General features: G+C 32.5%; 9 protein-coding genes. 3 read left to right on the top strand and 6 right to left on the bottom strand.

The genetic code is table 11. The features are described 5' to 3' along the window. Positions 1 to 28 precede the first annotated feature (28 nt). Positions 29 to 1,186: an IS4 family transposase gene (locus EW093_RS16350; protein WP_149567391.1), complete on the bottom strand. Its 1,158-nt coding sequence runs from the start codon at positions 1,184 to 1,186 to the stop codon at positions 29 to 31. A 162-nt stretch (positions 1,187 to 1,348) separates the two neighbouring features. On the opposite strand from EW093_RS16350, the gene EW093_RS16345 reads away from it, so the two are divergent. Further along, on the top strand, positions 1,349 to 3,376 hold the full coding sequence (locus EW093_RS16345) for a M3 family metallopeptidase (RefSeq protein ID WP_149569423.1): 2,028 nt from the start codon (positions 1,349 to 1,351) through the stop codon (positions 3,374 to 3,376). 40 nt (positions 3,377 to 3,416) lie between these two features. On the opposite strand, the gene purB is transcribed toward EW093_RS16345, so the two are convergent. Then, positions 3,417 to 4,841, bottom strand: a complete 1,425-nt coding sequence (purB, locus tag EW093_RS16340; protein ID WP_149569422.1) for an adenylosuccinate lyase — start codon at positions 4,839 to 4,841, stop codon at positions 3,417 to 3,419. A 252-nt stretch (positions 4,842 to 5,093) separates the two neighbouring features. Here purB and EW093_RS16335 point away from each other — a divergent pair, with 252 nt between their 5' ends. Next, on the top strand, positions 5,094 to 7,544 hold the full coding sequence (locus tag EW093_RS16335; RefSeq protein ID WP_149569421.1) for an FAD-dependent oxidoreductase: 2,451 nt from the start codon (positions 5,094 to 5,096) through the stop codon (positions 7,542 to 7,544). A 46-nt stretch (positions 7,545 to 7,590) separates the two neighbouring features. Here EW093_RS16335 and EW093_RS16330 read toward each other — a convergent pair whose 3' ends face one another. From EW093_RS16330 to EW093_RS16315, 4 genes are all read right to left on the bottom strand, one after another. After that, entirely contained in the window at positions 7,591 to 7,968 is a 378-nt protein-coding gene (locus EW093_RS16330) for a desulfoferrodoxin (RefSeq protein ID WP_149569420.1), read from the bottom strand. A gap of 15 nt (positions 7,969 to 7,983) precedes the next feature. Next, positions 7,984 to 8,451, bottom strand: coding sequence for a thioredoxin-dependent thiol peroxidase (gene bcp / locus EW093_RS16325; RefSeq protein ID WP_149569419.1), 468 nt, complete (start codon positions 8,449 to 8,451; stop codon positions 7,984 to 7,986). 2 nt (positions 8,452 to 8,453) lie between these two features. After that, the gene (locus tag EW093_RS16320; protein WP_149569418.1) at positions 8,454 to 9,665 is read right to left on the bottom strand and encodes an FprA family A-type flavoprotein; all 1,212 of its coding nucleotides are present in this window, start codon (positions 9,663 to 9,665) and stop codon (positions 8,454 to 8,456) included. Positions 9,666 to 9,740: 75 nt separating this feature from the next. Continuing rightward, positions 9,741 to 10,325 (bottom strand): peroxiredoxin, encoded by a 585-nt coding sequence (locus tag EW093_RS16315; RefSeq protein ID WP_149569417.1) that lies wholly within the window; start codon positions 10,323 to 10,325, stop codon positions 9,741 to 9,743. A gap of 173 nt (positions 10,326 to 10,498) precedes the next feature. Here EW093_RS16315 and EW093_RS16310 point away from each other — a divergent pair, with 173 nt between their 5' ends. Next, positions 10,499 to 12,757 carry a ribonucleoside-diphosphate reductase subunit alpha gene (locus tag EW093_RS16310; protein ID WP_149569416.1) on the top strand — a complete coding sequence of 753 codons (2,259 nt, stop codon included), beginning with the start codon at positions 10,499 to 10,501 and terminating at the stop codon, positions 12,755 to 12,757. Position 12,758: the final 1 nt, after the last annotated feature.

Raw genomic sequence — 12,758 nt, 5'->3', positions numbered from 1 at the left:
TCTTTAATTTCATAGCTGTCCAATACAATCAAAACAACTCCTTTTGTAGCAGATAACTTTTCTGTGGAGCTTGTTTATCAGGCGGGACTGTTAACCAATCAATTAAGTTTAGATTTGCAAATAATATCGTAGATAATATAGCCATTATTGAAGATACAGTCCAACCTAAAGTAGATTGAAATTCCATATATTTCAATATCAGAAACGAAATCATAACGATCCAAACTTGAGTTAGAACCGCATTTCGACTTGTTCCTAAAAAGCTTTTAATTTTTAGGTTTTGCTTAATTGTTTTGAAGAAAATTTCAATTTGCCATCTATCTTTATATATTGCTGAAATAGTTCTGGGGGACCATGAAAAGTGATTTGTAATTAGTGTTATACTTTTCTTCAAATCAGGATCATAACTTTCAACAAGCCGCAGTTTTAGAGGCTTTCCTTTCTTAGATATTATTTTATCAAAAACTATGATTTTTTCAGACAGTATATTTTCATACTTTGAAACGTCTTTATCGTCAAGCACAGAATATTTGGCATTTTTCTTCAGTCTTGTAACAAAATAAATACCTTCTTCACCTAAATCTGAATAATATTGGTAATCGGTATACCCTCTATCAAAAACAATAACATCATCTTTTTTAAAAGGAACATTTTTAATTTCATTAGATTCATGTACTTTTGCATCCGTCACAGTAACAAATGAGGGAATATAACTGGAATGATCTAATGTCACATGGAGTTTAATTCCTCCCTTCTTTTTCCTAAAATGAGCCCAATCAAACATGCTCAGACAAAGATCTATAGTACTCGCATCTACGCTATAAAGTGGGTTTTTAAATCTAAATTTATGATTTTTATGTTTACTATGAAGCTTTGATAATAAAGAGTAAAATAGTTTTTCATAGATCTCATTTGGACGATTATTATTTGCATAAGAGAGCGTTGAGCGTTTAGTTTTGGATATCCCTAAATGATACAGCTTTTTACTTTGAAGCTCTAAACCGTTCTCAATTCCCCTTAGACCTGTTTGTCCGCTTAATTGAGCAAATAGCATTGCTGAAAACTGGTTCCAACAGGAAAATCCTTTATTCGCGAAGTCTCCTTTTTCTGATTTTACAATTTTTTCAAATTCATATCTCGGAATTAATTGTAGTATTTGTCGAAAAATAGTATCATGAAAACTCATAGTAATCTCCTTGTGTGTGCTTTGTGTGGTACTTAGATTATACCTTGGAGATTACTTTTATAAAATACTTAAATTGTAGTTTTTTTGTTTTGGACAGCTATGCTTTAATTTATATTATTTTGATGATATCTTTATCTAATAAATAAAATGGAGAGTAGATAGATGAAAAATCCGATAATAGATAAATATGATACAAAATATGGCTCAATACCCTTTTCTAAGATAGAAATGAATGACTACTTGCCAGCTCTAGAGATAGGGTTGATTAATGCATACAACAATATTAAAAAGATAAAAAGCAACGTTGAACCTCCTAACTTTACTAATACAATAGAAGCTCTTGAATTTGTTTCTGAGGACCTTGATAAAGTAGCCAATGTATATTTTAACCTTTATAGTCTTGACTCTGATGCTGATTTCAAGAAACTAGCAGAGAAAATATCTCCCAAACTAGCTAAATTTTCTGGTGATATTTTTACTGATACTCAATTATTTGATAGAGTGAATAAAATATATAATGATAGAGAAAATTTATCTTTATCAGCCGAAGAGAAAAGACTTCTTGATATTACGTATAATAGTTTTAGACGTAATGGGGCTCTATTAAAAGATGATGAGAAGATAGAGCTACAGAAGATTGATGAAAAACTAAGTCTATTAGGTCCACAGTTTTCAAAAAACACATTAGATGGAACAAATAGCTTTGAATTACATATTACAGATCCTATAAGAGTAAAAGGTCTGCCTGAAAGCTCTCTAGAGGCTGCTAGTTTTACAGCTAAAAACAAAGGATATGAGCAAGGCTGGGTTTTTACCCTGCAAATGCCAAGTTATTTGCCTGTAATGCAGTACGCAGAAGATAGAGAACTTAGAAAAGAGTTATCCCTAGCTTATGGAACTAAAAATCTTGGCGGAGAGTATGATAACAGAGACATTATCAAGGAGACAATAGATCTTAAATTCAAAAGAGCTAGGTTATTAGGTTACAATACCCACGCCCATTATACTCTTGAGAAGAGGATGGCTAACACTCCTGAAATTGTAGATAATTTTCTAAACGAAATTTATGAAACTGCTTATCCAGCTGCTAAAAATGAGCTTGAAGAGGTCAAAGCGCTAGCAAAAGAGATGGATAATATTGAAGATTTTAATAGTTGGGATTTTGCTTACTACTCCCAAAAGTTAAAATTAAAAAAATATAATTTTGATCCTGAGGTGTTACGTCCCTATTTAAAAGCAGAAAATGTTATTAATGGAGTTTTTGATGTTGCAAATAAGATGTATGGCCTTAATTTTATAGAGGTTAATAACGTAGAACTATACCATAAGGATGTAACAACCTACGAAGTTAGGGATAATAATGATTCATATATTGGACTTTTATATGTAGACCTATATCCTAGAGAGACTAAAAGAAGTGGTGCCTGGATGAATACATTTAAGGTGCAGGGACTTTCTAATGGAGAGATTGAGAGGCCACATGTTTTAATCTGTGGAAATTTATCACCTTCAACAGAGTCTAAACCATCTCTTTTAAGTTTTGATGAAACAAGAACAATTTTTCATGAATTTGGTCATGCATTACATGGACTTCTAAGTAATGTTAGATATAAATCCTTAGCAAGTCCAAATGTTTATTGGGATTTTGTGGAACTTCCTTCTCAGATAATGGAAAATTGGCTTCTTGAACCAGAAACATTATCTCTATTTGCAAAACACTACAATACCGGCGAAGTTCTACCTACGGATCTAATTGAAAAAGTTGTTAAATCACAAACTTTTAATGCTGGAAATATGAATATTAGACAACTCTCTTTAGGTTTTCTTGATATGGCATGGCATACTACCGATCCAAAAGATATTGGAAGCGTTGAAGAGTTTGAGGATAAAATTAATGAAAAAACACGGCTTCTTCCTAAAACTGAAGGGAATACATCAACTGGGTTTGGACATATCTTTGCAGGTGGATACTCATCTGGATATTACTCATATAAGTGGGCAGAAGTATTAGATGCAGATGCTTTTGAATATTTTAAAGAAATGGGCATTTTTAATAAGGAAGTTGCCAACTCATTTAGATCTAATATCCTCTCTAAAGGAAATACTGTTGACCCAATGGAGTTGTATAAGAAATTTAGGGGAACACTTCCAAATAGTAAAGCACTTTTAAAACGGGATGGTCTTATATAGAGATAAAAAAAGCTCCAATATGGAGCTTTTTTTATAATTCTTAAAGTATTGATCCAGGATTATAAAACTTTGCGTTAGGATACAATTTAATCCATTTTTCAACTTCATTGGTGAATGTTGAAACCTGGGAATTTGCAGCTCCTACTAACTCCCGCCCTCGATCAATTATTGATTGAAGTTCTGTAATATCTAAACCTAACCTACTATCCTCTGCCAACCTCTCTAATAGGTCATTATCTTTTACAATTCCATTTCTTAGATCTTTAACTGTCTGTACGGCGTGTTCTTTAATCGCTTCATGTGCAGCCTCTCTACCAGCACCTTTTTTAACAGCTTCCATCATTATTGTTGTTGTTGATAAAAATGGAAAATAATGATTATTTTCACTCTCTATAACTGCAGGAAATGTTTCAAATTGATCTAGAATCGTTAAAAACGTCTCAAAAAGTCCATCAACGGCAAAAAATGAGTCAGGTAGCGCTACCCTTCTTACAACTGAACAAGAAACATCACCCTCATTCCACTGATCTCCAGCTAAACCACCTAACATATTCATATATCCATTTAATATAAGATGAAAACCATTAACTCTTTCACAGGATCGACTGTTCATTTTATGGGGCATTGCAGAAGAACCAACTTGACCCTTTGCAAAGCCCTCTGAAGCTGTCTCATTTCCTGCCATTATACGTAGTGTTTTTGCAAAACTACTTGGCCCACTAGTAAGTGAGTAGAGAGCACTAACCACAGTAAAGTCTAAACTTCTAGGATATACCTGTCCTACAGCATTTATTGAGCTCTTTATACCTAAATGGGATACAATTTTATTTTCTAGGTCTCTAACCTTACTAGTATCTCCATCAAAAAGAGTCATTTGATCTATTTGTGTTCCAACAGCTCCTTTAATTCCTCTAACAGAGTAGTTCTCAATTACCCTATCTAAGTGTTCTAATCCAAGTAGTAACTCTTGACCAAACATTGAGATTCTTTTACCTAATGTTGTAGGTTGTGCAGCCACATTATGTGTTCTAGCTGTTATAATTTGATCTTTATACTCAGTTGCTTTTAAGCTCATCTTATATAGAGTCGTAACAGCTTTTTCTCTAATTAATTTTAATGATCTATAGATTTGTAATTGCTCAACATTCTCGGTTAAATCCCTACTTGTCATACCTTTATGTATATGCTCAAAACCAGCCAATTCACAAAATTCTTCAATTCGAGCTTTAACATCATGTCTTGTAACCCTCTCTCTACTATCAATCGAGTCAAGATTAACAATATTTATTACAGACTCATAGGATTTAATAACTTCGTCTGTTACATCAAGACCTAAATCCTTTTGTGCCTTCATTACAGCAATCCATAACTCTCTTTCCATTACAATACGGCCTGCACCAGACCAGATATCCTTCATAGATTTAGAAGCATATCTTTCAGCTAAAACATTTGTGATTTTATTCATCCATATCCTACAATTACATTAAATTTAGTTTGCTTATTTATATCAAAAAATAGTGTTTAAAACAAGCTAAGGTAAATTCACTTAATTTTTATAATTTTTTTTATCAAGTATTAGATTAAGATTAATTATATATCTTAAACTAAGAATTTTATGATTTTGACTAAATAGATAATATTTTATTGCATATTTATATCAATACATATAGAATTACAAATATTAAGATATATTTATATAGATAAAATTGGAGGGTATATGAAATATGTAATTGTAGGTGGTGTTGCAGGTGGTGCAGCAGTAGCAGCAAGGTTAAGAAGAAACGATGAACATGCAGAGATAATTATTTTTGAAAAAGGAGAATACATCTCCTATGCAAATTGTGGTCTACCCTATTATGTAGGTGAAACGATAAAAGACAGAGAGAAACTATTTTTAGAAAACCCTTCAACATTTAAAGAAAATTTGAATATTGATGTTAAAAATAATCACGAGGTTCTCTCCATTGATAAAATTAATAAAACTGTTAAAGTTATAAATTTAACTAATAGCAATATAACAACTGAATCATACGATAAATTAATTCTTTCTCCAGGAGCTACTCCCATTGTTCCCCCTATAAGTGGAATTGATAGTAATAAAGTTTTTACACTAAGAAATGTCCCTGATGCGGATAAATTAAAAGCTGCAATTGATAATGATAAACCTACAAGTGCAGTGGTAATTGGTGCTGGATTCATAGGAATGGAAGCAGCTGAAAATCTATATGATAGAGGATTAAATGTAACAATTGTCGAGATGGCGAATCAGGTTATGACTCCACTAGACTACGAAATGGCAGCACAAGTCCACGAACATTTAAAGTTTAAAGAAGTAGCCCTATATCTTTCTGATGGAGTAAAGAGTTTAAAAGATCTAGGAAATAGAATAGAGATAGAACTACAAAGTGGTAAAAGAATATTTACAGATATGGTTGTTTTATCCATTGGAGTTAAACCTCTAACAGTTTTAGCAGAGAATGCTGGAATTGATGTTAATAGGGGTATTGTAGTAAATGAGTTTTTAGAGACATCAGCTAAAGATATATACGCATTAGGTGATGCAGCTGAGATGAAACATGGGATTACTGGGAAAAATGCAATTGTTCCATTAGCAGGGCCAGCTGGGAAACAGGCAAGGATTTTAGCTGACAACCTAGTATATAATAGTAAAAAACCATATAAAGGCGCAATTGGAACATCAATTGCAAAAATATTTGATTTAACAGTTGCAACTACTGGACTTCCTGAAAAATCCGTAGAAGATTCTCTCTCTGTTATTGTTAATGGATCAAGTCACGCGGGGTATTATCCTGGAGCAATGCAACTATTCCTTAAACTTGTATTTGATAAGGAAGGTAAGTTATTAGGAGCTCAAGGTGTTGGATACGAGGGTGTTGATAAAAGATTAGAAATGATTGCAGCAGTTATTAGAATGGGTGGAACAGTAAATGACTTAACAGAAGTTGAACACGCCTATGCTCCTCCATTCTCTTCAAGTAAAGATCCTGTAAATATTCTAGGTTTTACTGCTGAAAATGTTCTTCTAAATAGATCAACACATACTAAATGGCATGAGTTAAATGAGATAATTACAACTAATAATCCGGATTATGTATTATTAGATATAAGAACTGTTGATGAGAGAGAGTTACACCCATTAAGTGGAACATTACAAATGGATAAGAGTGAAGTTAGATCTAACTTAGAAAAAATTCCTAAAAATAAAAAAATTGTAGTGTTATGCTCCGGGGGATTAAGAGCTTATCTAACTGAAAGAATTCTAAGACAAGAAGGGTTTAAGAGTGTTAGTATCTTATCTGGTGGATTAAATATCTTTTTCTCATCTATTAAAGAACAGACAAATAAAATTGAGTTTACAAATACTTCTCCAAATAGAGTTCCAGAAAATTTAGTTAATGAATTTACTGGTGGTTTTATTGATGTTGACGCCTGCGGTCTTCAATGTCCAGGACCTATCCTTAAACTAAAAACAGAAATTGATAAAATTCCAGCTAGTAGTAAGTTAAGAGTAACTGCATCCGACCCAGGGTTTTATAAGGATGTTACATCTTGGTGTAATATGACAGGAAACAAAATAATTGGTGTTGAACAGTCTAAAGGAAAAGTTGTTGCCTTAATTGAAAAGTCAGCAAAAACAGAGAGTGTTAACAATACAGGTTACTCTGTAAGTACCTCTGGAAATGAAGTAACAATTATCTGCTTTAGTGATGATATGGATAAAGCTCTAGCTTCTATGGTAATTGCAAATGGAGCAATAGCTTCTGGAAAGAAAGTAACAATATTTTTTACTTTTTGGGGTCTAAGTATAATAAAAAAACGTGATAAGGTTAGGGTGAAAAAAGGTATAATGGGTAAAATGTTTGGGATGATGTTACCTAATAACTTAAATAAACTTGGTTTATCAAAAATGAATATGGGTGGAATAGGTGCTTTTATGATGAAAGGAATCATGAAAAACCTAAAAATAAATACCCTGCAAGAGATGTTAAATACTTTAATTGAAAATGATACAAAATTTATTGCTTGTCAGATGTCCATGGATGTTATGGGTGTTAAGCAGGAAGAGTTAATAGATGAAGCTACAATCGGTGGAGTAGCAAACTATCTAGAGTCAGCATCAACCTCTGGTATAAATCTATTTATATAAAAAAAAAACTACCTCGAAAGAGGTAGTTTTATATTTTAAACTAAAACTAGTTTTTCCAAAGACCATGTAAATTACAGTATGATCTAATAATTAAGTTCTCTTTGAAAGGTACATAGAACTCAGCTTCTGGAGCATCACCAGGCTTTAACTCTTTTCGATTAACATAATCACCATTAATAACTTCTATCCACTGAATATAGTGCTCTTCTGTCATTGGATGTAGTGTAGAACCAACAGTTACTTTAATTCCATATTTCCCTTCAGAGCCTACAGGAACATGTTTTTCAGTTGATGAGTCCGCTGTTTTTTCCTCTAAAAGAGTCATTTTTTGGTTACAACATGTTAAAGTTCCTGCACCTGCGTCAGTAACCTCAACTAAGTTTCCACATACTTCACATTTATAAATTTCTAATTTTTTTGCCATTATAGCCTCCATATATTATTTTTTTAAGTATTTAAAAAGTTCAGGTATAGTTTTCTTTGGAGAAATTTTATACCAAGACTCCATAATCTTACCATTTTCATCAATTAAAAAAGATGATCTAATCAAACCCATATAGACCTTACCATAGAGTTTTTTCTCACCCCACACACCATAAGATTCTGATACAGAGTGATTTTCATCACATAGTAAGGGAAAATTCAAAGAGTTTTTATCCTCAAACTTTTTCTGCTTTTTAGGGTCATCATTACTTATACCTAGAACGTCTACTCCTAAGCCTAATAACTCTTCCCTAAAGTCCCTAACTTCACAGGATTGTGTTGTACATCCAGGAGTATTAGCTCTAGGATAAAAATAAATAAACAATTTTTTACCTTTAAAATCATCAAGGGATACAGTATTACCATCTTGATTTTTTAATTCAAAAAATGGTGCATTAGTATTTTTTTCCAACTTCATACTCATTTTTAACTCTCTTTTACCTTAATAGCAAGCTTTTTACCCTGAAGATAAGCACTATTTAACTCTTCTTCCTTAGCTTCACCTAACCACTCTAAAGGCTCAATACAATTCCATTTTAATTTTTCAGTTTTATTTTCAAAATCCCTTTGAGCTCCACCACTCCATGAGTAGGAACCAAACCTGAAAACCTCTTTATTCCATACATGTTTTAAAGAGAACATCTCTAATACCGATGATGTAGGAGGAAACATTTTACCTTCATAGGTTGGCATTCCAATTACTAGACCTTTTGATTTCCAGGCTGAGGATAGGATAAATGATATATCATCCTCTGGAACATTAAAGATATGAACAGGTATACCTTCAGATCTAATCCCTTTTACAATAGAGCTAACAACAGCCTTAGTTTTACCATACATAGAGCCTACAATCATTGTTATCTCTTTTTCAGCTTCACCAGACATATACTTAGCAAATTTTCTATATCTTTCAATAATTATACTTGGGTTTTCTCTCCAAATTATACCATGGGAAGGAGCTATAACTTTAACATCTAATCCCTCTAATTTATCTATAGCCTTAATAACAGGAAGGGAGTAACCAGCAACAATGTTTGCATAATACCTTAATGATTCATTATCATAAAACTTATGCTTCTCTTCACTAATTTGATCATCAAATACTTCATTACCAAGGGCTCCGTAGGAACCAAATGCATCACATGAAAACAATACACCACTCTCTTTATGAAATGTAACCATTGTTTCAGGCCAATGTACAAAGGGTATATGGTAAAAAGTTAATTTCTGACCACCTAGATCCAATTCATCCCCGTCATTAACAACTAAGACTTCACCTTGGTAGCTAAAAAGAGCTCTAAGCATCTTTTCACCCTTAGGAGAAGTTACTATAACAACATCCTTAGTTTTTTCTAAAAAGCCCTTAATCCATCCAGTATGATCTGGTTCAAGGTGATTTAATACAATATAATCTATACTCTCTAACTCAATATCTATTTGGTCTAATTGATTTAATAAATTATTAGGGGCATTATCCCAATCATCAACTAAATCAATTAAAGCTGTTTTTTCACCCTTAACTATATAAGAGTTTAAAGAAACTCCATCAGGAATAGGCCATAATCCCTCAAAAAGATCTCCATTATTAATATTAGCACCTAACTGAAAAATTCCATCAGCAATCTTATTACTTTTCAAGTACTCCTCCATTGTAATCTATAATCTTATACATTACATATTACAATAAGGCTGGAAAAATTCCAGCCCTATATACTAATGTTTTGATAAATAGTCTGCGACACCATCATTTGTAGGTTTCATAGCATCATCACCAGGATTCCAACCTGCAGGACAAACCTCTCCATACTTCTCAACATGTTGAAGTGCATCAACAACCCTAATAGCCTCATCAACATTTCTACCTAGGGGTAGATCATTAACAACCTGATGTCTAACAATACCATCTTTATCTATTAAAAATAGACCTCTTAAAGCGATAGACTCATCAAATAGAACATCATAATCTTTTGATATGGATTTTTTAATATCTGATACAAGTGGGTACTGAATATCTCCAATTCCACCTTCATTTACTGGTGTATTTTTCCAGGCAAAGTGACTGTTCTCTGAATCAACAGAGATACCTATAACCTCTACTCCTCGTTTTTTAAACTCATCTAACTTTCTATTAAACTCAATTATTTCTGTAGGGCAAACGAAGGTAAAATCCAGTGGATAGAAAAATAGAACTACATATTTACCTTTATAATCATTTAATTCTATTTCACCAAATGTATTATCTGGTAAAACCGCTGCTGCTTTAAAATTTGGTGCTTGTTTTGTTACTAATACTGACATTATATTCTCCTATTTCTAATTAGTAATAATTACTATTAACTTAAATATATCAACATCTATTTTTACTGTCAAGGGTTATTAGTAATAATTATTATTAGTTGACTTTTTGTATTAGGAAATATATTCTATCAAAAAAGTAGATATACAATTACAATAGTTTTTAGGAGTTGAATATGAGGGTTATTAAAAGGGATTTAAGAGAGTCTAATATTGATATAAAAGAGATTAGAAAAGCACTTAAACAAGCGTGTGAAGGTATTGATATAGATTATCTTGAGATAGAGAGCCATATTGATACTATATATAGGGATAGGATTACAACTTCTGAAATTCAAAAATCCCTAATTGAGATTACGTCAAGACTAACATCTGTAGAAAAACCTGAATATAGATTAGTCGCCGCAAGACTTTTAATAATGGATTATACAAAAGAAGCATTAAAACGAAGAAAGTTTGGATCTCACTATGAAAATTATTATGATTTTATACTTGAAGCTGTGGATAAGGGGTTATACTCATCAAAAATCCTAGACCTTTATTCTAAAGATGAGTTTATTGAAGCAGGGAATAATATTAAACCTTCATATGATTATGAGTTTGATTATGCTGGGGCAAATCTACTAGCAAATAGATACTTAATTACCGATGGTAATGCACCTTTTGAGTTACCCCAGGAGATGTTTATGTCTATTAGTCTCTATTTAGCATCTACAGAGAAGGGTAACAGAGTTGATATTGCAAAAAATATATATAATGCTGTTGCCGGACGTAAAATATCCCTAGCTACTCCCATTTTAATAAATTTGAGAAAGGATAATGGTAATCTTTCAAGCTGTTTTATTTCGGCTATGGATGACTCCCTAGACTCTATATTCTACAATATCAATACGGTAGCCCAGATCTCTAAAAATGGAGGTGGTGTTGGTATAAACATATCTAGAGTAAGAGCCACTGGATCAGAAATCAAAGGTGTACCAAATGCATCAGGGGGTGTAATTCCTTGGATTAAAATATTAAATGATACTGCTGTTGCTGTTAATCAACTTGGAAAGCGGGCTGGAGCTGTAACTGTTGCCCTAGATATATGGCATTTAGACCTATTAGACTTTTTAGAACTTCAAACAGAGACAGGGGATCAAAGGAAAAAGGCATATGATATTTTCCCACAGTTAGTTGTTCCTGACCTATTTATGAATAGAGTTAAAAGCAGGGGTTCATGGACTCTTTTTGATCCCCATGAAGTAAAAAAAGAGATTGGAAAGGATTTGGCTGTTTTATGGGGTGAGGAGTTTGAAAATACATATAAACTACTAGAGAGTTCTGATTTTATAAAAAAACGAAAGGTTGTATCTGCAATAGATATTTTTAAACAGATAATGAAGTCACAGATTGAAACAGGAATGCCCTACCTATTTTTTAAAGATAGTGTTAACAGAGCAAACCCTAATAGTCATGATGGTTTTATTGGTAGTGGTAATTTATGTCAAGAATCATTCTCAAACTTTAGACCTTCAGAAATCCTAGATGAAGTTATTCATGGAGATGAGGTCACAGCTAAAAGTAGAGATGGCCTAGTACATACATGTAACCTACTAAGCCTAAATCTAGCAAATATTGAAGATAGTGAGGATTTAGAGCGAAATACTAAACTAGGTATAAGAATATTGGACAACGCCTTAGAATTAACTAATTCACCTATTGCAGAAAGTATCCTGCATAATAATAGATATAGAACCATAGGATTAGGCGCTATGGGCTTAGCTGACTACTTAGCAAGGGAGTCTATTAAGTACGATGAGTCAGAGAGTTTTGTTGATAAACTATTTGAACAGATAGCTCTTTACGCTGTTGAGGAGAGTGCAGAACTATCAAAGGATAGAGGTGCATATCCAGCTTTTAGGGATAGTAAATGGAGTAATGGTATATTTTTTAATAAAGACAAGAGTTGGTTTATTAATAATTCTGATCTAAGGGATAGATGGAGTAAGGTAATTGATTTGGTTAAAAAGAGTGGAATTAGAAATGGTCAACTTCTTGCTATAGCTCCAAATACTTCAAGTTCCCTACTTCAAGGATGTTCTCCAGGAGTACTACCGGTATATAGTAAGTTCCATATTGATAAAAATGCAAATGGAGCTATCCCTATATGTCCTCCATTTATAAAAAAATCATTCTGGTTTTACAAAGAGAGTAAAAACATTGATCAAAAAGATATTATAACTGTTATATCATCTATACAAAAGTGGATAGATCAAGGAATTAGTATGGAAATACTATATAATTTAAATAACAATATAACTGCAACTGACATTTATGACACTCTATTTAAAGCTTGGGAGAGTGGTTGTAAAACAGTATATTATACTAGAACGATACAGAGAAATAGTAGTGTTATATCTGAAATAGAAAGCTGTGTATCTTGTGCAAATTAAG

This window comes from Thiospirochaeta perfilievii, from assembly GCF_008329945.1.
Taxonomy (GTDB): Bacteria; Spirochaetota; Spirochaetia; order DSM-2461; family DSM-2461; genus Thiospirochaeta; species Thiospirochaeta perfilievii.
Note: the sequence above shows the minus strand (reverse complement) of the source record. Positions and strands in the feature narration are given on the sequence as shown.

What these genes read in the sequence shown, in the direction of transcription:
- EW093_RS16350 (WP_149567391.1), bottom strand. Translation starts at nt 1,186, where the DNA reads ATGAGTTTTCATGATACTATTTTTCGACAAATACTACAATTAATTCCG.
- EW093_RS16345 (WP_149569423.1), top strand. Translation starts at nt 1,349, where the DNA reads ATGAAAAATCCGATAATAGATAAATATGATACAAAATATGGCTCAATA.
- purB (WP_149569422.1), bottom strand. Translation starts at nt 4,841, where the DNA reads ATGAATAAAATCACAAATGTTTTAGCTGAAAGATATGCTTCTAAATCT.
- EW093_RS16335 (WP_149569421.1), top strand. Translation starts at nt 5,094, where the DNA reads ATGAAATATGTAATTGTAGGTGGTGTTGCAGGTGGTGCAGCAGTAGCA.
- EW093_RS16330 (WP_149569420.1), bottom strand. Translation starts at nt 7,968, where the DNA reads ATGGCAAAAAAATTAGAAATTTATAAATGTGAAGTATGTGGAAACTTA.
- bcp (WP_149569419.1), bottom strand. Translation starts at nt 8,451, where the DNA reads ATGAGTATGAAGTTGGAAAAAAATACTAATGCACCATTTTTTGAATTA.
- EW093_RS16315 (WP_149569417.1), bottom strand. Translation starts at nt 10,325, where the DNA reads ATGTCAGTATTAGTAACAAAACAAGCACCAAATTTTAAAGCAGCAGCG.
- EW093_RS16310 (WP_149569416.1), top strand. Translation starts at nt 10,499, where the DNA reads ATGAGGGTTATTAAAAGGGATTTAAGAGAGTCTAATATTGATATAAAA.